This is a genomic window from Nocardia sp. NPDC059240 (assembly GCF_042753865.1).
GTDB lineage: Bacteria > Actinomycetota > Actinomycetes > Mycobacteriales > Mycobacteriaceae > Nocardia.
In genome coordinates this window covers 285932-308846 of sequence record NZ_JBHZAC010000002.1, presented here as the reverse complement: position 1 = coordinate 308846, position 22915 = coordinate 285932, and the positions used below count along the sequence as shown (strand labels likewise).

Sequence of the window (22915 nt, the reverse complement as noted above, 5' to 3'; positions counted from 1 at the left end):
TTCGCACGACATACTTTCAGGAGCGAGACGAGACATGGCGAACGATGCCAACACCCTGCTGGAGCGCCGTAAGGAACTGCTGCGCCGGCGGATAGCCGAGAGCGGTGTCGCCGCGGCGGCCGCCACGCCGCGCGCGACCGCGGGGGAGCGGCACCCGCTGTCGGACGGGCAGCGGCGCATGTGGTTCCTGCAGACCCGTGACCCGGACGACACCACACTCAATATCTGTGTGGCATACCGGCTCACCGGTGACCTGGATGCCGAGCGACTACGGCGCGCGGTAGGTGCCGTCGCCGAGCGGCACGACATTCTGCGCACTACTTACGGTCTCGGTGAGGACGGCGAGCCGTACCAGGTCGCGCGGGCCGATCTCGCACCCGGCTGGGAGGCGCACGATCTGAGCGAACTGCCCGAGACCAGCCGTTCCCGGCGGCTGGAAGTGCTGGCGCGCAGGGAGTTCGGCCGCCCCTTCGACCTGTCGGCCGAGTCGCCGCTGCGCCTGAGCCTGGTGCGGCTGGCGGCCGACGAGTACGCCCTGATCCTGGTCGCCCACCACATCTGCTGGGACGACGATTCCTGGGCAGTCTTCTTCGGTGCGGTGAATGCCGCGTACGGCAGTGCCGAACTGGCCACGCTGCCGGGCCAATTCGTGGATGTCGAGGTCTTCGGAGCCGACGTCGCGGCCTCGGACACCGATCTCGACTATTGGCGAGCCGCGCTGCGTCCCCTGCCCGAGTCACTCGAATTGCCCGGCAAGAGTTCTGATTCCGGGTCCCGGCAGGCTGAGCGCCGCACCCTGGCACTGTCCGCCGAGCTGATGTCGCAGGTCGACGCCTTCGCCCGCGAGCATCACGCGACGCCGTTCATGGTGTTGCTGGCCGCCTACGAGGCCGTCGTGCACCGCTACACCGCCGCCGGTGACTTCCTGGTGTCGGTCCCGGTCACGGTGCGCCGCAATGCCGTTGCCGAATCCTTGATCGGCTACTTCGGCAACACCCTGCTGTTGCGCGCCACCCTCACCCCGGCTGACAGCTTCGCCGCGTTCACCGACGCCGTCCGCGACACCTGCCTCGGCGCCTTCGCGCATCAGGGCGCAGGCATCGATGCGGTGGTACGCGCGGCCAATCCGGCGCGGCTGGGCGGCAAGGACGGCCTCGATCAGCTGGTGCGCCTGGGCTTCAGCGTCCGCAAGAGCGCCGGCGGTTTCGCCCTGCCGGGTGTCGAGGCGACCATGCTCGAATTGGGCAGCCCGGTGACGCAGCTGCCGTTGAGCCTGGCCGTGGTGCTGGAGCCCACCGGCGCGTATCTGGAGGCCGAGTACCAGCTCGACCAGCTCGACGGCGCACTGATCGACCAATTGCTGTGCCACTACCCGCAATTGCTCGGGGCCGCACTCGCGGAGCCCGGCAAGCGCATCGGTGACCTGGACATCCTGGGTGCCGCCGATGCCGCACGCATCCTGGAGCTCTCGCACGGCGAACTGATCGCGACCCCGGCGATCACCATGGTGGACCTGTTCCAGGATCGGGTCGCCGCCGCGCCCGCCGCCGTGGCCGTGGTCGCCCCCGACACCGGTGTCGAGCTCACCTATGCCGCACTGAATCATCGCGCGAATCGCCTGGCGCACTGGCTGATCGGTCAGGGCCTGGGCACCGAGGACCTGGTCGGTCTGCGCCTGTCCAACTCGGTGGAGTTCGTGGTCGGCATGCTGGCCGTGCTCAAGTCGGGTGCCGCCTACCTGCCCATCGACCCGGCTTATCCGGACGATCGCATCGACTACCTGGTCGCCGATGCTCGTCCCCGCCTGGTGCTGGGCCGTGTGGAACTCGATGCCGCCGAACTGTCGGCGGTCGACCTGCCCGAGCACGATCCCTCCGATGCCGACCGGCTGCGCGCGCTGCGCCCCGGCAATCTGGCCTACGTCATCTACACCTCGGGTTCGACCGGTAAGCCGAAGGGTGTCCCGGTGCCGCACGGCGCGATCGCCGAACACCTGGACGGCTTCGTCTCCGAATGGGGCATGACGGCGGAAGACCGGCTGCTGCAATCCTCTTCGGTGAGTTTCGACGCCTCGCTGCTCGACATCTTCGTCACCTTCACCGCCGGTGCGCGCCTGGTGGTGCCGAAACCCGATGCCTTCCGCGACATTCCGTACGTCGCCGAGATCATCACGCGCTGCGGTGTGACCGTGCTGCACATGGTGCCGTCCATGCTCAGCACCTTCCTGCTGCTGCCGGAGGTGAGCCAGTGGCGGGCGCTGCGGCACGTGCCGGTCGGCGGTGAGGCGCTGCCGGGCGAGATCGCCGACAAGTTCGCGGGCATCTTCGACGCGGAACTGCGCAATCACTACGGGCCGACCGAGGCGGTGGTGTGCGCGACACACCAGGACGTGGTGGGCCCGCAGGGCACCCGCATCGTGCCGATCGGCAGCCCCAATCGCAATGTGTACGTGTACCTGCTCGACGCGGCGCTGCAACTGGTCCCGGCCGGTGTGGTCGGCGAAATCTATCTGGGCGGCGAGCAATTGGCGCGCGGCTACCTCAACCGTGCCGGACTGAGCGCGGAACGCTTCGTCGCCGACCCGTTCGGCGGACCCGCGGGCGTGCCCGGCGCTCGCCTCTACCGCACCGGCGACCTGGCCCGCCGCAATGCCGACGGGGAGATCGAGTTCGTCGGCCGCGCCGACGAACAGGTCAAGGTGCGCGGTTTCCGTATCGAACTCGGCGAGGTGGAGGCCGTGCTCGGCAGCCACCCGAGCGTGGGCCACTGCGTAGTGATCGTCACCGAGGACCCGGCGGTCGGCGCCATGCTCGCCGCCTACGTGGTGCCCGCGGCGGGCGCGACCGTCGACCCGGAGCAGCTGCGCGCGCATGCCGCGACAGTCCTGCCCGAGTACATGGTCCCCGCCGCGGTCGCCGTCATCGACGCGATCCCGTTGACCGTGCACGGCAAGCTCGACAAGCGCGCCCTGCCCACCCCCGAACGCCGGGCCACCCGCGGCTACCGGGAACCCGCCACCGCCACCGAGATTCGACTCGCGGCACTGTTCGGGCAGCTCTTCGGCCGCGACCGGGTGGGCGCCGACGATTCGTTCTTCGAGCTCGGCGGGCATTCACTGCTGGCGACGCGCCTGATCGTGTTGATCCGCAAGGAATTCGGCGTCGAACTCGACGTCCGCGCCCCGTTCGACACCCCGACCGTGGCGGGCCTGGCCGCGCTCATCGAGGCCGCACCGGCCGCCGAGTCGCGCACCGAGCCGCCGAGCCTGGCGAAACGGGCACGGCCGGACCGGGTTCCGCTGTCGTTCTCGCAGCTGGCCATGTGGTTCCAGCACAAGCTGGAAGGGCCCAGCGCGGTCGGCAATATCCCGTTCGCCATGCGTGTGGACGGGCCGCTCGACCTCACGGCCCTGACCGCCGCACTCGGTGACGTGGTGGCCCGGCACGAGGCGTTGCGCACCGTCTTCCCCGCCGACGGCGGCGTGCCCTATCAGTCGGTGCTGCCGGCCGGGCCGATCGATGTCATCGTCACGGTGCTCGACGATCCCGACCGGCTGCCCGCCGAACTGGCCGAGGCGGCCGAATACTGCTTCGCCGTCGAATCCGAACTCCTGGTGCGGCCCAAGGTGTTCGTCCTCGACCGGCATTCGCATGCCATCTCACTGCTGGTGCACCACATGGTGGCCGACCACTGGTCCTTCCGCACCATCCTGGCCGACCTGGCCGTCGCCTACCGCAGCCGCATCGATGCCCGCAGCGCCCCGCACTGGGAGCCGCTCGCCCTCGACTACGCCGACTTCGCGCTCTGGCAGCGGGAATTGGTGACCGCCGACCAGGAGCGCATCGACTATTGGCGCGAGACCCTCACCGGCCTGCCCGACGAGATCAACCCCGCCCACGACCATCCCCGCCCCGCCGTCCTCGGCAAGCACGGCAGCATGTCGGCTTTCACCGTCGCCGCCGACCTGCGGCGCCGGCTCAAGGCGCTGGCCGAGTCCGCCGGTGCCTCCGAATTCATGCTCTACCAGGCCGCCGTCGTCACCCTGCTGCACAAACTCGGTGCGGGCGTGGACATTCCACTGGGCACCCCGGTCGCGGGCCGCTCGTACCCGGTCGCCGCCGACCTGGTCGGCCTGCTCGCCAACATGGTGGTCCTGCGCAACGACCTCTCCGGCAACCCCACCTTGCGCACCGTCCTGGACCGTTCCCGCACTGCCGCCCTCGGCGCGTACACCAACCAGGACGTCCCCTTGGAACGCGTGGTCGAAGCGGTCAACCCACCCCGCTCCCGCTCCCGCAACCCCCTGTTCCAAGCCATGATGCACTTCCGCGAGGAAGACTGGTCCGCCGGAGAAGCGGGCCTCGGCGAAGCCGAAATCTCGGTCCTCCCCATCGAATTCGACATCTCCCTCCTCGACCTGAGCATCAACTTCTTCGCCGCCCCCGACGGCGGCTTCGACGCCAGCGTCATCGTCAACACCGACCTCTACGAGGCCGCCACCGGCAACCTCCTGGCCCACCGCATGCTGCGCGTGCTCAGCGCCTTCGCCGAGACCCCGGAGCTCGCGCTGAGCGAACTCGATGTCATGCCGGAGACCGAACGCCGAAAGATGCTCGAGCAGTGGGCGACCGGCCCCGCCACCGGCACCCTCACCGGACCGGGGCTTCTCGATCACCTCCGCAGTGTCCCGGCCGAGCGGCCCGCCGTGCGCCGCGCGGACGAGATCATCACCTATGGAGAGCTCGCCGCGTGGGCGATGCGCGCGGTTGTCGGCGCGGACAGCGACGCCGCGGCGGACGATACGAGTGGTGCCGGCGGGTTCACCGCCGAGGTGACCGGCTTGCTGTCCGAGGCGATCGCGGGCGGATGGGCCGTGGACCGCCGTACCGGTGGTGCCAGTTCCGCCGCGACGGGAAGCGCCGCGGGCGGTGAAAGCACCGCCGCCACTGGTGAGAATGGCTCTGCTGCCGGTGAACCGGTGGTCAGCTGCTTGGTGGCGGCTGCCTGGGGCAGCGGCGCGCATGTCGCCGAGCTGCTGTCGGGCATCGCCACCGGCGCGACCGTGATCATCGCCGACGAGGCGGTGCGCGATGATCCGACCGCCCTGGTGGAGTTGATCACCCGGCACCTGCCCGCCCGGGTAGCCGCCGATCCCGGCACGCTGGCCCGGTTCGTGCATACCGGTGTGTCCATGTTGCCCTCGATGCGGCACTGGGAGGTGCTCGGAACCGAGTGGCCCGCAGCTCTTCCCGACCTGCTGCCTGCGCTGTCGTCGGATTCCACGGCCACCTACGCGTACGTGGTGCCCGGGTTCCCGGGCGTAGCGGCGCGTGGCTCGCTTACCGATGCCGCGACGGCCGTTCCGGCTTCGGGTGCACGGGTGCTCGTCCTGGATGACCATCGGCGTCCGGTCCCGCCGGGTGTGGTGGGCACGGTGTACGTCGGATTCGGGGCGGATTCCGCGGATGGAGAAGCTCTGGTGCGTAGCGCTGATCGTGCCCGCTGGACCGTGGGTGGCGAACTGGAGTTCGCCATCGAGCGGGAGCGGGCCGTCAAACGCCCTGCCTCCACTGTGGGCGCTGCCGAATTCACCGCTGCTGCAACCGGAGCCGACACCGAGGCCAGGCTGCTCGGCATTCTGGCCGAATTGCTCGAGCTGGAGCCCGACGAGGTCAGCGGGGAGGACAACTTCTTCGCACTCGGCGGGGACAGTGTCATCTCCATTCAGTGGTCGGTGCGCGCGAATGAGATCGGGCTGCCGTTGTCACCGCAGCTGGTGTTCGAGTGCATGACCGTCACCGAGTTGGCGGCCGCCGTCGACGCGGCGCTCGCGGCCGGGGTGACGACGGCGGATATCGCTGCCGCGGCGGGAGTGTCGGCGGCGGAGATGTCGGCTGCGTTCGGTGGTTCGGCTCCGGCGGAGACCGCTGAGCACCCCGAAATCGCCACGGCCCCGGTCGTTTCCGCGGCCGACATGCACAGTCATGCCCCCATGAGCGCCTCCGGGCTGAACCAGGACGCCCTGGCCGCGCTCGGCGCTGCCTGGAAGGGTGCACAGTGAGAGAGGATCAGCCCGTGACCGTCGATCGGTCCAAGCCCGCCGAGATCGAGGACGTGCTGGCGCTGAGCCCGCTGCAGGAGGGGCTGTTCTCACTGGCCCGCCTGGCCGACGGCGGCGTCGATCTGTACACCATGCAGTTCGTCATCGATATCGGCGGACCGGTGGATATCCCGGTGCTGCGCCGCAGTGTCGAGGCGCTGCTCGCGCGGCATCCGAACCTGCGGGCAGCGTTCTGGGATCAGGACCTGCCCAAGCCGGTGCAGATCGTGCCCACCTGGGTGGACCTGCCGTGGACCGAGATCGAGGCGTGCCCAGAGGAATTCGACGCGATCGCCACGGCCGACCGGGCGCACAACTTCGACCTGGGCAAGGGCCCGGCCCTCCGGGTCACCGTGGTGACCCTGCCCGGCGACCGCCGCCGGATGATCCTCACTACCCATCACATCCTCATGGACGGCTGGGCGGTCGCGGTGTTCTTCCGGGAACTCATCGCCATCTACGAGGCTGGGGGAGTGGCGACCGCGTTGCCCGCCCCGCGCCCGTACCGCGACTACATCGGCTGGCTCGCCGCCCAGGACACCACCGCCGCCGAGCGGGCCTGGGCCGACTACCTGCGCCCGCTGTCGGGCCCCCTCATGCTCGCCGACGCCGGTGCGGCCGCCGTGGGCACCGTCATCCCGCAGCGCACCCGCCACTACCTCGACCCCGACGAGACCCGGCGGCTCATCCGATGGGCGCGCACCAACGGACTCACCCTCGGCACCGTTATCCAATTCGCCTGGGCCGTCGTGCTTTCCCGCCTCACCGACCGCCGCGACCTGGTGTACGGCACCACCATCTCCGGACGCCCCGACGCGTTGCCCGGCGTGGAAACCATGATCGGCCTGTTCATCAACACCGTGCCCGCCCGCGTCATCCTGGACCGCAGCACCACCGTCCGCGACCAGTGCCGCACCCTGCAACGCGAACAGTCCGCCATGCGCGACAACGGCTACCTGAGCCTGTCCGCCATCCAGCGCACCGCCGGCCACGGCTCCCTCTTCGACGTCCTGTTCGTCTTCGAGAACGCCCCCATCGGCGCCGCCACCGACCCCCTGATCACCGCCAACGGCACCCGCTTCCTGCCCGTCGCCATGGAAAGCCTGGTCCACTACCCACTCTCGGTGGTCTCCCACCTGGAAGACAACCGCCTGGTGGTCGCCCTCGAGGCCATCGCCGAAGCCCTCCCGCACCTGCCCATCCCCGAGCTCGGCGCGCGCATCATCTCCGTCCTGCGCCAGCTCCCCGAACACGCCGACTCGACTCCGGACGCCCTGGACGTCCTGCTGCCGGCCGAGCGGGCCGAACTCCCGGCGGCAGTCGTCGCTACCGCCGCCACGGAAGGCGCGGACTCCAGGACCAATTCGGCGACGTCGATCGGGCGCGTAGCGAGCGACGGGGAATCCGGCGCAGCGGATCCGGCAGGCCAGCAACGTATGTCGGACGTGTCCGTGTCAGTGCCGGAGCTGTTCGTGCGGCAGGTCGAGGCTGCGCCCGAGGCATCGGCATTGAGCACCGCTACCGCGCATTACACCTACCGCGAGCTGCACGAGGCGTCAGGACGGCTGGCCGCCGAACTCGCGGCGCGCGGGATCGGCCCGGAATCCGTGGTGGCGCTGGCACTTCCACGCTCCGCCGACTCGGTGATCGCCATCCTCGCGACCCTGTACGCGGGCGCGGCCTATGTCCCAGTGGATATTTCGGCCCCGGCCGCGCGGATCGCCTCGATACTGCGTCAGGCCGAGCCCGACCTGGTGGTGACGGTCACCGCGAGCGCGCCGACGGTGCTCGCCGCCGCGGCGAATCTCGCTGCGTCGGCGCACTTCCTGGTGCTGGACGAGACCGCCACCGTCGAACGCCTTGCCGCGCGCCGCGCCGTGCCGCCGTGCCCGGTGCATCCGGAGACTCGTGCCTATCTGATCTTCACGTCCGGTTCGACCGGGGAGCCCAAGGGTGTCATGGGTACTCATGGCGCGCTGGCCAGCTACTTCACCGATCACCGGGATCGGGTGTATCGCCCGGCGCGGGTGCGGCTGGGGCGGGCATTGCGGATCGCGCATGCCTGGTCGCTGAGTTTCGACGCCTCCTGGCAGCCGTTGATCGGATTGTTCGACGGGCATGCGGTGCATCTGTTCGACGAGACCGAGATGCGCGACGCGCAAGGACTCGTCGCGGGGATCATCCGGCATCGGGTGGACATGATCGACACCTCGCCGTCGATGTTCGCGCAGCTCGAGGCGGCCGGACTGGTGGACGGGGATCACCTCACCGTGCTGGCGCTCGGTGGCGAGGCCATCGGGCCCGCACTGTGGGAGCGGCTGCGCGCACTGCCCGACACCACCGTCTACAACTGCTACGGGCCTACCGAGACTACCGTCGAGGCGGTCGTCGCCACCGTCAATACCGGTGGGCTCGAAGAACTTTCGCAGGCCGGTCCGGTGCCTGTCATCGGCCGTCCGGTCGATCGCATGGCGGGCTATGTGCTCGACTCCGCGCTGCGTCCGGTCCCGCGCGGCGTGGTCGGCGAGCTGTACCTGTCCGGTGCGCAGCTGACCCGCGGCTATGTCGGCCGGGCCGCGCAGACCGCGGACCGCTTCGTCGCCGATCCCTTCCGTGCCGGTGTGCGCATGTATCGCACCGGAGATCTGGTGCGGCAGTCGCCGTCCGGTGAGATCGCCTACCTCGGCCGCGCCGATGATCAGGTGAAGATCCGCGGCTACCGCATCGAGATCGGCGATATCGAATCCGCCCTGCTGCGTCTGCCGGGCGTGCGGGAGGCCGCCGTCGTGGTGGTCACCCGGCCGACCGGGCCCACGCTGGTCGGGTTCGCCGTAGCCGGTGACGCCAACGGGACCGCCCTGCGGGCAGCGCTTTCCGAGCACCTGCCCGCCTACATGGTGCCCGCGCGCATCGTCACCCTGGCCGCCCTGCCGGTGACGCCGAACGGCAAGCTCGACGTGCGAGCGCTCACCGCCGCCGGGCTGAGCCTGCTCAGCGAATCCGGTTCGGGGACCGTGCCGCGCACCGGCACCGAACGTGCGCTGTGCGACGCGTTCGCCACCGTGCTGGGCGGCCGCACCATCGGCATCGACGATGACTTCCTCGCACTCGGCATCGACAGCATTGTTGCGATCTCCCTGGTTGACAAGGCCCGTCGGGCCGGATTGCCGATCAGCCCGGCCATGGTGCTGGCCACCCCGACCGTCCGGGACCTGGCGGCGGCGGTGGATGCGCGTGCGGCGCTCCAGGAATCGGCGAAGTCGGAACAGCTCACCGAGTACGGAGAGGTGCCCGTCACCCCGATCATGCGGTGGATGTACGAGTTCGGCGGCTACCGGCGGCTCACCCTCTCCACCCTGGTGACGCTCCCGGCCGGAATCGACTCCGCGCGAATGGAAGCCACGCTGCAGGCCCTGCTCGATGGTCACGACATGCTGCGCGCCCGGCTCGACCACATCGACGGCGAGCCACGCCTGATCACGCGGGAACCCGGCACGGTGCGGGCGGCCGACGTGCTGACCGAGGTGCCCGACGGCACCGATCTCGGTGCGGCACTGGAGCTCCGATCACGCGAGGCCATCGACCGGATCAACCCGGAGGCCGGGATCATGCTGCAGGCGGTGCGCTTCCGCCGCTCATCGGGTGATGTGCTGCTGCTGACCGTCCACCATCTTGCGGTCGATCCGGTCTCCTGGCACATCATCCTCGGCGACCTGGCCGATGCCTGGCAGCAGCTCGATACGGGCGAAACACCGAGCCTGGCAGCGGAATCCACGTCCTACCGGCGGTGGGGGCAACTGCTCGACAGGCGTGGCATCGGCCGGGAGGTACAGTCCCAGCGCGAATTCTGGGCCGGACAGCTGGCGGGCGGTGACGCACCGCTCGGCCGCCGCCGACCGGATCCACGCACCGACACCTGGGATTCCTATCGGATCACCCCTTCCTTCACCGACTCCGAGGCGACACGCGATCTCCTCGCGGCCACCGGTCAGGGCGATCGAGCCGCCGGAATTCACGAATTCCTTCTCGCCGCATGGGTGCTCACACTCAACACCTGGCGCGCCGAACGCGGCCAGGCCACCACCGCGGGCGCGCTGGTGGCCATGGAGGGTCACGGTCGTGAGGACACGCGGGTATCGGCCGAGGCCGACACGGCACGCACCGTCGGCTGGTTCACCAGCGTCTATCCGCTCCGCCTGGCCGCCGGTTCCGGCATCGACGTGGCCCGCGCACAGGCCGATCCGGCCGCCGCGACGGTCCTGCTGGAAACCGTTGCGGCACAGCTGCACATGGTGCCGAACAAGGGGCTGGACTACGGCACGCTGCGCTACGACGGCAGCGCGCCGGAACTCACGGCCGACGCGGAACCGCAGGTGCTCTTCGACTACCTCGGGCGGATGGATCTGACCGCGGGTACCGGCACGGACGCGCCGTTCGCACCCGTCACCGATCTGGCCCTGCACCAGCGACTGCCGATCGCGCCCGAACCGGATATGCCGCTGCGCTACGCGCTCGATCTCATCGCGGCGATCTATCCCGGCGCGCAGGGGCCGCAGCTGGTCGTCCTGTTCCGTTGGAGCGCAGCGCTTTTCGATGAGGCCGATATCGCGCGGCTCGCGGAGATCTGGCAGCGGGCCGTCGCGGCGCTCACGGCCGCCCATGCCGCACTCAGTCCGGCCTGACCGGTGCCTTCCGCCCGCCTGACCCGAATGAACACGAGGATGGAGAACCAGGTGTCGCAATCCAGCACGGACGCGGCCATTGTCGTCGAATCCGTCGAGAAGTCCTTCGGCGCGGTACATGCCCTGCGCGGCATCAGCTTCAGCGCACCCACCGGCAGCGTCCTGGGCGTGCTCGGCCCCAACGGCGCGGGCAAGACCACCACGGTCTCGGTGTTGTCGACCCTGGTCCGGCCGGATGCCGGACGGGCCCTGGTAGCCGGGCACGACGTGGTCCGCGAGGCGGACGCTGTGCGCGCCTCGATCATGCTGACCGGCCAATACGCGGCACTGGACGAGGTGCTCACCGGCCGCGAGAATCTCGTGCTGTTCGCCCGGCTGATGGGCCTGCGGCCCAAGGCCGCTCGGCAACGCGCCGACGAACTGCTGGAACGCTTCGACCTCACCGCGGCCGCCGACCGCCGCGTCGGCCAGTACTCCGGCGGCATGCGCCGCCGCATCGACATCGCCTGCGGCCTGGTCCGCCAGCCCAAGGTGGTCTTCCTCGACGAACCCACCACCGGCCTCGACCCGGTCAGCCGCCAGAGCCTCTGGTCGCTGGTGCGCGAACTCAAACAGCAGGGCGTCACCATCCTGCTCACCACCCAATACCTCGAAGAGGCGGACGCCCTGAGCGACAACATCATCGTCGTCGACAAGGGCACCGTCATCGCCGAAGGCACCGCCGACCAGCTCAAGGCCCGCTCCGGCGCAAGCTACTGCGAGGTCGTCCCGGTCGAAGCCGCCGACGTCCCCTGCGTACTCACGGCACTCGACGGCCTCGGTGACCTGACCGTCCCCGAATCCGCCGACCGTGTCGCCCTCCCCGCCCCCGACGGAGCCACCACCCTCGCCGAAGTCCTGCGCCGCACCACCGCCGCAAACATCGACCTCATCGACATCGCCCTCCGCCGCCCCTCCCTCGACGAGGTCTTCATCGAACTCACCCGCCCCCAACCCGCGGGCGTCGAAGCATGAACCGCGACACCGCCGTCACCGCGGCCGCCACGGGTGGCGCGGGGGCGCCACTCCCTTCGTCATCCCGGCGTGCTTCTGGCCGGGATCCACACTGCGAGGCGGCACAGTTCCGCGTCCCGGTCGGCCTGCAATGGAAGGCGCTGAGCGGCCGGACCATTCGTGCCGCCATACGTGAAGGGGACATCCCATTCGGCTTCTTCGCGCCGATGATCTTCTTCCTGTGCTTCTATGTGCCGCTGCGCAGGTCCATGGAGGCGGGCGGGCTGGATTACGCGCAGTACCTGCTGCCCGTCATCGTGTTGCAGGGCATGTTCTTCACCGCCATGTCCGCCGGCGATCGCGCGGCCCGAGACACCTTCAGCGGCATGGGAACCCGGTTGCGGTCGATGCCGGTGCGGCCGTGGCTGCCCATGGCCGCACGCATGTCGGCGAATCTGGTGCGGGCCGGGGCAGCCATCGCGGGCGCGCTGGTGATCGGATACGTGTTCGGATTCCGCTTCCACGATATGGTGGGTGCGGCTGGATTCCTCTTGCTCACACTGGCTTTCGCGGCCGCCGTGGTGATCGGCGCCGATGCTCTCGGCGTCGCCACCGGCAAACCCGAGATCGGCGCGTCCGCCCTACTGGCCCCGCAGCTGCTGCTGACCATGATGTCGACCGGGCTCGTCCCGGCCGCGGCGTTCCCCGGTTGGATCCAGCCGTTCGTCCGCAATCAGCCCGTCTCGCAGGCCGCCGCCGCCCTGCGTGGCCTCGCCGACGGCGAATTCCCGGTGTCCGTGGCCATCTCGGCTGCCTGGTGCGCCGGACTGATCATTGTCTGCACCGCGCTGTCGGTACGAGTGGAAAGGCGGCGGCGGTGAAGGCACTGCTGGATCAAACCCTCATCGAGGCCGGTCGTCTCATGCGCCGCTGGCCCCGCGAACAGGAGGTCCTCACCTCCACCCTCATCCTCCCGATCCTGCTGCTGCTCATGTACGAGCTGGTGCTGGACCGAGTGCTCACGGGCGCATCCGGCGCGGACGCCATCTACGGTTTCGTCCCCATGATCGCCATCACCGGTGCCATGTACGGTGCCATGGGCGCCGGCCTGTCCCTCTACGCGGAACGCGAAAGCGGCCTGCTACGCCGCTTCTGGGTACTGCCCGTACACCGCTCGGCCGGACTGCTCGGCCGCCTGCTCGCCGAATGCGGCCGCACCCTGGCGGGCACCGCCGTCATCGTGGCCCTGGGTATGGCGCTGGGCCTGCGCTTCCACCAAGGCCCCTGGGCCGCAATCGGTTTCGTGCTGATCCCGGTCCTGCTCATCCCGGGCATCTCGACCATGGTCATCACCGTCGGCGTGACCCGCGCAGGCGACAAGGTGGTTCAACTCTTCTCGGCCGTCACCCTGCTGGCCCTGTTCTTCAATTCCGGCTTCGTGCCGGTCGACAACTACCCGGGCTGGCTGCAACCCGTCGTGCGCGCCCAGCCCATGAGCTGCGCCATCGAAGCCATGCGCAACCTCGCTCTCGGCGGGCCCGTCGCCACCCCGATCCTGCAGACGCTGGCCTGGTCGGCCGGTCTCGCAACGGTTTTCGGCGCACTGGCCGTCCGCAACATCCGCGCGGCCGCCCAGAGCTGAACCGTACGGCCGCGGCTCAGGCCGCGGCGTACCCGCTACCGGCGGTGAGATCCGCTTCGGTGGACTGAATGGTCACCTCGGAAATACCGGTAGACGATTCGATCATGTCCAGCAGCAGCCAGCCGTCGGCGGTCCAGCCGCCGTGGGTGTCGGTACGCACCAGCCGGGCACCCGGGGCGAACGGGTCGTCGACGAAACCCTCGGCGGCACCGTCGAGTTCGAGCGCCAGCGCCGCACCGCCCACATACACCCGGCCGGACCGGCCCGGCGGCACCAGCCGCAAAGACTTGTCCAGCACCAGTAGCCGCGCACCCGGAATCGGGCGCACCCGGCCGGACCCGTCCAGCGGGCCGCGGCCCGCGACGCCGGCGTACTCCGGTGTGCTGTAAGCGAATCCGGCGCACGAACCGGGCGCCAGCCCGCGCAGCAACTCCGCGAGCGCCGCGGGAGCGTCGGAGCCGAAGACATCCCAGCGCCGCACCGACGGCAGCGCGGGGGAGGGCAGGAAGGCCAGCCCGGCCAGCGTGCCCGCGTCGGCGACGACATGGGTGGGCGCGGTCAAGGCGATGAGTTCGGCCAGCGCGGCTGCGTCGCCGCGCTGCGCGGCGGTGGCCAGCACCAGGGTCGCGCCGTCGGCCAGCACGGCCAGCAGTTCGACCGCGGCATCGGTGGTGTCCCAACGGCTGGCGAGCAGGCGCACATCCGGTGAGCCGTAAGCCTTGTCGATCGAGCAGTCGCGCCGATCGGCGGCCACGGCCCGGCGGTCGTCGGCGGCCGCGGCCACCGCGACCGGCTTCAGGCCGGTGCCGTCGGGACCCAGTTCGGCCAGCACCGCGCCGAATTCGGCGGCCGCGGCGATATCGCACAGCAGCCGGGCCAGATCGTCGAGGGTCGGTCCGGCGGTTCCGGTGACACCGCCGTCGAGACGTTCGTAGAGTTCGGCGTAGGTCAGGATGTGGTCGCCGCAGCGCAGGGCGGTGCGCAACGCGGGCACTCGCCGACCGCAGTCGATCAGCATCGGGACCGACGGCACGTCGTACAGTTCGACGCCGTTGGCCCATTCGTCCACGAGCCGGTGATGCTCGACGGCGGACAAGATCTCCGGCACCGCACGCTCCATCGTTCCAAACCCCCGGGTTCTAACTTATCCAACCCTAACCTAACCGATCAAGAGCACGGTAGGCCACCCCGATCGGGATCGAATCGGCGACAACGGTCACCGATTGCCGAGAAGATTAGGCTAGGCTCACCTACCGCTCGGCCGTGTGGGCGGGCATCGGCAGACAGGAGAGTCACGATGAAGTCGGCGTTCTCGATGCCCGGACCGGCACGCGGCAGGCGATCGATCGCGGTGCGGACGGCTCTGGCGGCACTCGCGGGTGTGCTCGCGGTCGGGCTGACGGCCTGCGGATCCTCCGGCGATGACGCCTCCGGCGGCGGCGAACCGGTCACCATCACCCACGCCCTCGGCCAGACCACCGTCAACGGCACCCCGAAACGCGTGGTGGCGCTCGGCAACCAGTGGCTCGACACCGCCCAGGCGCTCGGCGTCACCCCGGTCGGCTACATCGACAACATCGCGGTCCTCAGCAAGGGCGCACCACCCTGGGAGCCCGCCGCGCTCGCGCAGTCCAAGGCGCTGCAGACCACCGGCAATCTCGCCGAACAGGTAGCGGCCCTCAACCCCGACCTGATCCTGGCCGATTCGTTCATCGCCGACGCCAAGACCTACGGAGACCTGTCCAAGGTCGCCCCCACCCTGCCCGGCCTCGGCAAGGAAGCCATCACCCCGTGGGCCGACCAGGTCCGCGCCCTCGGCCAGGTCCTGCACAAGACCCCCGCCGCCGACAAACTCATCACCGACCTCAACGCCCGCATCGACGGCATCTCCCAACGCAATCCGGGCCTGAAGGGCAAAACCTTCACCAGCTCCTGGCTGGCCGGCCCCACCCAACTCATGGTCCTCACGGCCCCCGACGACGGCTCCACCCGCCTGTTCACCCAACTCGGCATGACCATCCCCCCGGCCCTGGTCGCCCAAGGCGGCAACGGCGGCCGCCTGGCCCTCTCCCCGGAACGCCTCGACGAACTGACCTCCGACCTCCTCCTGGCGGGCTACTCACCCGGCATGGACGAAAAATACCGAGCCCTACCGGGTTACACCGACCTCCCCGCAGTGAAGAAAAACGCCGTCGTCTTCCTAACCGTCCAAGAAATCAGCGCCATCAACCAGCCCACCCCCCTCGCCCTCCCCTACCTCCTCGACAAACTCGACCCCGCCTTCACCAACGCCGCCAAATAGCCCCATCGGATCCGGCTCGGGCTCGGCGTCACTCCGCGTGACGCCCTGTTTCGGGCTCCGCGGCTGGGTAAGCTCCACGTCATGACGATCCAGCCGGTGGAATCGCTCCCACACTCGATGACCGAGGAGCAATACCGCCAGTTGCCGGAGGCGCTGGCCAGGGAGATCGAAGTCGTCCACGGCCACGTCATCGTTTGTGAGTCACCGGCACCCGAACACAATCGGATAGCTCGACGATTGGCCGGAGCGCTGGAGGAACTACCCACCACCGAGCCGTGCATCCGCGTGGAGACCGATATCGATGTCGTGCTGTGGCGGGTTCCCAAGTTCACTTTCCGCAGACCGGACGTAGTCGTCTATCGCTGCCTCGAGGAACGCGGCGCGAAGCCCGAAGCTGCGGACAGTCTGATCGTCGTCGAGGTCTCCTCCCCGTCCACCGCAGAGGAAGACCTCCTCGACAAGAAGGCTCAGTACGCCCGTGTCGGGATCCCCCTCTACCTCGTCGTAGTCCTCGGCGCGAAATACGAAATCGATGAAATCCTCGAATTCAGACTCGACGCCTACGCACGTGAATACCGACTTCACGCGCTCCACCGCGGTCCCACCCTCACCCTCGAACACATCGTCATCGGGGACATCCCGTTCGAGACCCTGACGCGCTGACGCCCGAGCGGCGGCCGGACATCGTCTGTCGGACTTGCCTGGCAGCATCGGGGTATGACGGTGAGCGGGGATGAGGTTCGGGCGGTGGCGCTTTCGCTGGCGCGGACCAAAGAGGGGTTCGAGTGGGAGATGCCGACGTTTCGGGTGGCGGGGAAGTTGTTTCTGACGCTGCCGGAGGGGGAGACGTCGATGGCTGTGCGGTGCCCGATCGCCGATCGGGACGAGTTGGTGCAGGCCGAGCCGGACAAGTTCTGGATCGCGGCGCATGAGGTGATGAACGCGTGGGTGCGGGTGCGGTTGGCTGCGCTCGATGATGCCGACGAGTTGGAGGCGATCATCACCGACTCGTGGCGGCAGGCCGCACCCCGGGAGCTGACCGACTGATTGGTTTCCTCGGCTAGGGTGTTGGCTCTTGCTCGAGGGGGAAGTGTGAAGACCGAGAAGTCCGGTCAGGTGTTGCGGCTGGTGATGGTGCTCGTGGGGATTCTGCTGCTGTCCCGGATCGCGAACTGCCACGGGTCGTTTCGTGATTCGAACGCATCGCAACCGGGGACACCGGCCGTGACCACGTCGAATCTGGCGATGGATCCTGATGACAATCAGAAGAATCCGTTGAACCACGACATTCGGCTGGACCCGATCAACTGCGAGTTGCCGCCCATCTCACTGGATTCACCCGGGCAGCTGCAGTTCGTGAACGCGACCGTGACCTGCCTGCGCGGGGCCTGGTTGCGCGCCTTGCGCGATGCACACGCCTTCAAACCCTCACTGACCACGACCGACCAGGAAGTCACCGTCTACACCGTCGACACCACCCGGAAATCGTGCGGCGAGAACACGACCGCGCCCACCGACGCACCGCTGTACTGCGGCGGTCGGCAGAAGATCCTCTGGCCGTCGAAATATGCCGAGTTCCAAAATCTGCGGGGACAGCGACTACACGGCGACATGTTGTTCTCGGTGATGCACGAGTACGGCCATCATGTGCAGTTCATGACGGGCGTACAAGCGCAGGCGGACAGGATGTTCGGCCTCTGGAACGAGGAGTCGAGCCTGGGACAACAGATCCATCGGCGTATCGAACTGCAGGCGCAGTGCCTGGCCGGGGTGGCCATGGCCGCCGCCGTTCAGGGTGGCACCGTGGGGCGCGAGGAAGCCGAGGACGTCGTCGATGCCCAGCAGTACGTGATCGAGGAACCGATCCACGGCAGCCGCGCGGCCAATCTCCATTGGTCGCGGGCAGGGTACGACTCCGGATCCGCTGCCGCATGCAATACCTGGGCGGCGGATCCGGCAGATGTCCAGTAATCACTTGCCGTACCCGGCCGCTGGTCTGACCGATCAGAAGGTGACGCGCTGGTCCTCGGGACGGAAGAGCTTGTCGCCGTCCTTGACTCCGAAGGTGGCGTAGTACTCGGCCTGGTTGCGAACCACCTGGTTGGCGCGGAATTCGTCGGGGGAGTGGCTGTCGTTGGCGATCAGGTTCTCGGTGTACTGCGGGGTCTGCTTGGACCGCCAGTTCCGGCCCCAGGATTCGAGCATGTCCTTGTAGTCCGGGTTTTCGACTCCCGCCCGCTTCTGGTTGATGCGGTAGGCGGCGAAAGCCATTTGCAGGCCGCGATTGTCGGCCACGTTCTCGCTGAGCGTCAGCGTGCCATCCACGTGATACGCAGGGTCGAGGCCCTGCGGCACCAGCCCGTTGTACTGGTCGACGATCTTCTTGGTGCGCTCGTCGAACTTGGCCCGATCCTCCGCGGTCCACCAGTCCTTCAGATTGCCGTCGGCATCGTATTTGGAGCCCTGATCGTCGAACCCGTGCCCGATCTCGTGCCCGATGACCGCGCCGCCCGCGCCATAGTTCACGGCCGCTTCCGCATTCGAGTCGAAGAACGGCGGCTGCAGGAACGCGGCGGGGAAGACGATCTCATTGTTGACCGGCTGGTAGTAGGCGTTCACCGTCTGCGGCGTCATGCCCCATTCGGTCTTGTCGACCGGCTTGTCGAGCTTGTCGAACATCTTCTTGTTACCGAAAATGTTTGCGGCACGCAGGGATTGGATCAGCTGCCCGCGGGTGATCTGCAGGCCGCTGTAGTCCTCCCACTTGTCCGGGTAGCCGATCTTCACGCCCATCTTGCCGAGCTTCACCAGCGCGGCATCCTTGGTCGGCTGCGACATCCAGCTCGAATTGGTGAAGTTGTCCTTGTAGGCGGCGATCAGGTCGGCGACCATATCCAGCGCCCGCTGCTTGGCCTCGGGCGGGAAATGCTTGTCCACGTACAGTTTTCCGAGCTGCTCGCCCAGCGTGTCGTCGACCGTGCCCACCGCGGACTTCCACCGGTCGGGCCGCTGCGTCAGCCCGCTCATCACGGTCCCGAAGAATTCGAAGTTGGCGTCGGCGATCGTCTTCGGCAGGAAGCGCGCGAATTCCCGCACCACCGACAGTTTCAGATAGTCCCGCCACACCGCGATATCCACGTCCTGCCACAGCTTTCCGGCCGCGGTGATAAAGGACGGCTCGCCCACGATCACCGTCGCGAACAGGCTCTTGGGCCGATCGGTGGTCCCGGCCAGCCACGGATCCCAATCGAATTGCGGTGCCAGCGCCACCATGTCGGTCCACGACATCTTGTTGTAGCTGGCCTCGGTGTTGTGCAGCTTGATGTTGTCCCAGAATCCGGCCGCGATCTTCGTCTCGAGATCGAGCACCCGGCCCGCCATGGCGACCGGATCGGCGAAACCCGCACCGGTGGCGATCTTTTCCAGGAACGTCTTGTATCCCGCCAGCTTGGCGGCGTATTCGGGCTTGCGGTAGTACTGCTCGCTCAACCCGATCCCGGACTGCCCGACCGAGGCGATGTGCGCGCTGGAGTTCTTGCGGTCCACCGAGACACCGAGCCCGATCAGCCCGCCGATCGGCAGCGCCGCCATCACCTTGGCCAGATCCGGTTTACCCGCGGCCTTGTCGATATCGGCGAACATCTCCGCCAGCGGCGTGACACCCAGCTTCTCGATGCCGTCGACATCCAGCCGGGCGTCGTACAGATCGCGGATCTTCTGCTCGGTGGTATCCGGCTTGGGATCCTTGATGCCCTCGATAATGTCCTTGAGCTGCCCCTGCACCCGGTCGCCGACCTCGTCGAAGGTGCCGAAGGAGACCTTGTCCGCGGGCAGCGAATAGTCCTGCAGCCATTTGCCGTTGACGAACCGGTACAGGTCGTCCTGAGGCCGCACCGCCGCATCCGATCCGGACATGTCCGGGCCGGTGAGCTGGGTCGAGGCGACCGAGTTCTTCGTATCGTGTCCACACGCCGCCAGCGTGGCCACCGCCGGTGCCAGCCCCAGCGCGATCAGAAAACGACGACGGTCCAAACCGGCCGGACGACCCGACGAACTCACAGGCACTACCTCTCCCCGAAGCTGCGATACCGACGCGAGGCTACCGGGGATGGCAGCCTCGCGCGGGGTGTCGCATTCCTCAGAGGGTGACGCGCTGTTCCGGCGGCAGGAATTCCTTATCGCCGTCCTTCACCCCGTAGGTGCTGTAGAACTCGCCGAGATTCTTCACCACCTGGTTGCACCGGAATTCGGCCGGCGAATGCGGATCATTGGCCAGCTGATTCTCCAGCGCCTCGTTCGTCATCTTGGTCCGCCAGGTGCGACCCCACGACTCGAACATCGGCTTGTAGTCGGGAGCATCGGTGCCCTTGCGCTTCTCGACCATGCGATAGGCGGACAGCGAGATCTCCAGTCCGCGCAGATCCGCCAGGTTCTCACCGACGGTCAGTTCGCCGTTCACATGCTGATCGGCGGGCAGCCCCGCCGGCACCAGCGCGTTGTACTGGTCGATGAGCTGCTTGGTCTTGGCCTCGAATGCCGCCTTGTCCTCGGGCGTCCACCAATCCTTCAGGTTGCCGTCGCCGTCGTACTTGGAGCCCTGATCGTCGAACCCGTGCCCGATCTCGTGCCCGATGACCGCGCCGCCCGCGCCGTAGTTCACCGCGGGCTGCGCGTCCGGATCGAAGAACGGCGGCTGCAGGAACGCCGCGGGGAACACGATCTCGTTGCCGCTGGGGTTGTAGTAGGCGTTCACCGTCTGTGGCGGCATGCCCCACTCCGACTTGTCCACCGGCGTGCCGAGTCGGTCGAACATCCGGTTGGCATCGAAAGTGTCGGAGGCGCGCAGGGATTCGACCAGCTTGCCGCGGGTGACGGTGAGCTTCGAGTAGTCCTCCCACTTGTCCGGGTACCCGATCTTGGCGTCGATCTTGTCGAGTTTGACGATCGCCGCCTGCCGCGTGGGCGGCGACATCCACGTCGAATTGGTGAAGTTGTCCTTGTAGGCGGCCCGCAGATCGCCCACCATCTCCAATGCCCGCTGCTTGGCTGCGGGCGGGAAATGCTTGTCCACGTACAGTTTTCCGAGCGCCTCGCCCACCGTGCCGTTGACCGTCGACACCGCCGCCCGCCACAGCTCCGGCCGCTCCTTCAGCCCCGACATCTCCTTGCCGAAGAAATCGAAGTTCGGATCGGCGATCGCCTTGGGTAGGTACGTCGCGAAGGCGCGCACCAGGCCCAGCTTCAAATACTCACGCCAGGCGGCGATATCGACGTCGGCCCACAGCTGCGCCGCACCGGTGATGAACGACGGCTCACCCACATCGACCTTGTCGAACAGGTTCTTGGGTCGATCGGTGGTGCCGGAAAGCCAAGGATCCCAATCGAACTGCGGCCCCAACGCGGTCAGCTCCGCCCAGGTCTTCAGGTTGTAGGTGGCATCGGTGTCCCGCAGTTTCACGTTGTCCCAATGGAATCCGGCGATCCGTGTCTCCAGGTCCACCACCCGGTCTGCCAGCGCGGTCGGATCCGGGAACCCGGCGCCGGCCGCAATGCGCTGCATGTAGGTCCGGTACTTGGCGAGCTTGTCGGCGTACTTGGGATCGCTGTAGTACTGCTGCCCCAACCCGAGCCCCGCCTGCGACACCGACGGCAGATAGGCGTTGGAGTCCTTCGGATCGGGCCCGACGCCGATCCCGATCAGCCCGACCCCCGGCAGCCCGCCCATCACCTTCGCCAGATCGGGCTTGGCCGCCGCCTTGTCGATCTGATCGAACAGATCCTGCAGCGGCGTCATGCCGAGCTTCTCGATGGCGTCCTTGTCCATCCGGCCGTCGTAGAAGTCGCGGATCTTCTGCTCGTCGGAGCCCGCCTTGGGGTTGTGAATCCCCTCGATAATGTCCTTGAGCTGCTGCTCGACCCGCTCCTGCACCTCGTCGAAGGTGCCGAAGGACACCTTGTCCGGCGGCAGCTGGTACTCGTTGAGCCACTTCCCGTTGATGAACCGGTACAGGTCGTCCTGCGGCCGGATCGCCGGATCGGACCCGGACAGGTCCGGTCCGATCAGCTGCTTGGGTTTGTCGTTCTTATTACAGGAGGCCAGCACGGCCACGGTGGGTGCGAGACCCAGGGCGATCAGGAACTTGCGGCGGTCGAGAGCAGGACGCTCGGACGTCACGCGGATCTCCTCATATCGGCTGATCGAATAGCTCGGACGTTGATTTTGGTAGCCCGGACTTTGCTCGGCCCGACGCTAGTAGCCTCGGCTGAGGAAGGCCTGAATCCGCTGCGGGCGCGTGTCCAGCACCCCGATTTGGGTCCGACCTGGGGGTTCGCTAAACTGTTCCGGTTGCCTGCGGGAGCTATGCCCCGCGCTTCGGCCGCGAACCCACAGTGGTTGATCTCCAGTTTGGTGTGAAACCGCTGGCAGGCGTGCGTTTGAAGGGCAACTGACCATGCCCGTCGGGTCGGCAATCCGGCGTGCATTTCGTCCAGGTCTAGGAGGAGCTGAAGTGATTCAGCAGGAGTCGCGGCTGCGCGTCGCCGACAACACGGGTGCGAAGGAAATCCTCTGCATCCGCGTGCTCGGTGGCTCGTCGCGCCGCTATGCCGGTATCGGCGACATCATCGTCGCCACCGTGAAGGACGCCATCCCGGGTGGCAACGTCAAGAAGGGCGAGGTCGTCAAGGCCGTCGTCGTGCGCACCGTCAAGGAGCGCCGTCGCGCTGACGGCTCGTACATCAAGTTCGATGAGAACGCCGCGGTGCTGATCAAGGCGGACAACGATCCGCGTGGCACCCGCATCTTCGGCCCGGTCGGCCGTGAGCTGCGCGAGAAGCGTTTCATGAAGATCGTTTCGCTGGCGCCGGAGGTGCTCTAACTATGAAGGTGCACAAGGGCGACACGGTCATCGTCGTCTCGGGTAAGGACAAGGGCGCCAAGGGCAAGGTCATTCAGGCCTACCCGGCGACCGGCAAGGTCCTGGTCGAGGGCGTGAACCGGATCAAGAAGCACGTCGCGAACTCCGCGAACCAGCGTGGCGCCAGCTCGGGCGGCATCGTCACTCAGGAAGCGCCGATCCAGGCCTCCAACGTGATGGTCGTCGACTCCGACGGCAAGCCGACCCGCGTGGGCTTCCGCACCGATGAGAACGGCAAGCGGGTCCGCATCTCCCGTCGCAACGGGAAGGACATCTGAG

At 67.9% G+C, this 22915-nt stretch carries 14 protein-coding genes; 11 read left to right on the top strand and 3 right to left on the bottom strand.

The window, feature by feature from the left end:
- Window positions 1-34: 34 nt before the first annotated feature.
- The 5 genes from ACFXHA_RS07245 to ACFXHA_RS07225 are packed head-to-tail and all read left to right on the top strand — an operon-like array spanning window position 35 to window position 13417.
- Window positions 35-6061, top strand: a complete 6027-nt coding sequence (locus tag ACFXHA_RS07245; protein WP_379353946.1) for an amino acid adenylation domain-containing protein — start codon at window positions 35-37, stop codon at window positions 6059-6061.
- A gap of 14 nt (window positions 6062-6075) precedes the next feature.
- The gene (locus ACFXHA_RS07240; protein ID WP_379353944.1) at window positions 6076-10782 is read left to right on the top strand and encodes an amino acid adenylation domain-containing protein; all 4707 of its coding nucleotides are present in this window, start codon (window positions 6076-6078) and stop codon (window positions 10780-10782) included.
- Between the two features lie 51 nt (window positions 10783-10833).
- Window positions 10834-11796: an ATP-binding cassette domain-containing protein gene (locus ACFXHA_RS07235; protein ID WP_379353942.1), complete on the top strand. Its 963-nt coding sequence runs from the start codon at window positions 10834-10836 to the stop codon at window positions 11794-11796.
- Window positions 11793-12656 (top strand): ABC transporter permease, encoded by an 864-nt coding sequence (locus ACFXHA_RS07230; protein ID WP_379353940.1) that lies wholly within the window; start codon window positions 11793-11795, stop codon window positions 12654-12656. The genes ACFXHA_RS07235 and ACFXHA_RS07230 overlap by 4 nt, the downstream gene beginning before the upstream one ends.
- Window positions 12653-13417, top strand: coding sequence for an ABC transporter permease (locus ACFXHA_RS07225; RefSeq protein WP_379353938.1), 765 nt, complete (start codon window positions 12653-12655; stop codon window positions 13415-13417). Before ACFXHA_RS07230 ends, ACFXHA_RS07225 begins: the two co-directional genes overlap by 4 nt.
- 16 nt (window positions 13418-13433) lie before the next feature.
- Here the strand turns inward: ACFXHA_RS07225 and ACFXHA_RS07220 are convergent, their stop codons facing one another.
- Window positions 13434-14525: an AMP-binding protein gene (locus ACFXHA_RS07220; protein WP_379353936.1), complete on the bottom strand. Its 1092-nt coding sequence runs from the start codon at window positions 14523-14525 to the stop codon at window positions 13434-13436.
- Between the two features lie 189 nt (window positions 14526-14714).
- Here ACFXHA_RS07220 and ACFXHA_RS07215 point away from each other — a divergent pair, with 189 nt between their 5' ends.
- The 4 genes from ACFXHA_RS07215 (at window position 14715) to ACFXHA_RS07200 (ending at window position 17690) form a co-directional block, all read left to right on the top strand.
- Entirely contained in the window at window positions 14715-15719 is a 1005-nt protein-coding gene (locus ACFXHA_RS07215) for an ABC transporter substrate-binding protein (protein ID WP_379353934.1), read from the top strand.
- 81 nt (window positions 15720-15800) lie between these two features.
- Window positions 15801-16382 carry a Uma2 family endonuclease gene (locus ACFXHA_RS07210; protein WP_379353932.1) on the top strand — a complete coding sequence of 194 codons (582 nt, stop codon included), beginning with the start codon at window positions 15801-15803 and terminating at the stop codon, window positions 16380-16382.
- A gap of 54 nt (window positions 16383-16436) precedes the next feature.
- The gene (locus ACFXHA_RS07205) at window positions 16437-16766 is read left to right on the top strand and encodes an MmcQ/YjbR family DNA-binding protein (protein ID WP_379353931.1); all 330 of its coding nucleotides are present in this window, start codon (window positions 16437-16439) and stop codon (window positions 16764-16766) included.
- 45 nt (window positions 16767-16811) lie between these two features.
- A complete protein-coding gene (locus ACFXHA_RS07200) occupies window positions 16812-17690 on the top strand; it encodes a neutral zinc metallopeptidase (protein ID WP_379353929.1) in 879 nt (292 codons plus the stop codon).
- 33 nt (window positions 17691-17723) lie between these two features.
- Here the strand turns inward: ACFXHA_RS07200 and ACFXHA_RS07195 are convergent, their stop codons facing one another.
- Together ACFXHA_RS07195 and ACFXHA_RS07190 are read right to left on the bottom strand one after the other, a co-directional pair.
- On the bottom strand, window positions 17724-19778 hold the full coding sequence (locus tag ACFXHA_RS07195; protein ID WP_379353927.1) for a M13 family metallopeptidase: 2055 nt from the start codon (window positions 19776-19778) through the stop codon (window positions 17724-17726).
- Window positions 19779-19857: 79 nt separating this feature from the next.
- Complete coding sequence (locus tag ACFXHA_RS07190) at window positions 19858-21894, bottom strand: M13 family metallopeptidase (protein ID WP_379353925.1); 2037 nt, start codon at window positions 21892-21894, stop codon at window positions 19858-19860.
- A 334-nt stretch (window positions 21895-22228) separates the two neighbouring features.
- Here ACFXHA_RS07190 and rplN point away from each other — a divergent pair, with 334 nt between their 5' ends.
- Complete coding sequence (gene rplN, locus ACFXHA_RS07185; protein ID WP_379353923.1) at window positions 22229-22597, top strand: 50S ribosomal protein L14; 369 nt, start codon at window positions 22229-22231, stop codon at window positions 22595-22597.
- Between the two features lie 2 nt (window positions 22598-22599).
- Complete coding sequence (gene rplX / locus ACFXHA_RS07180) at window positions 22600-22914, top strand: 50S ribosomal protein L24 (protein ID WP_379353921.1); 315 nt, start codon at window positions 22600-22602, stop codon at window positions 22912-22914.
- Window position 22915: the final 1 nt, after the last annotated feature.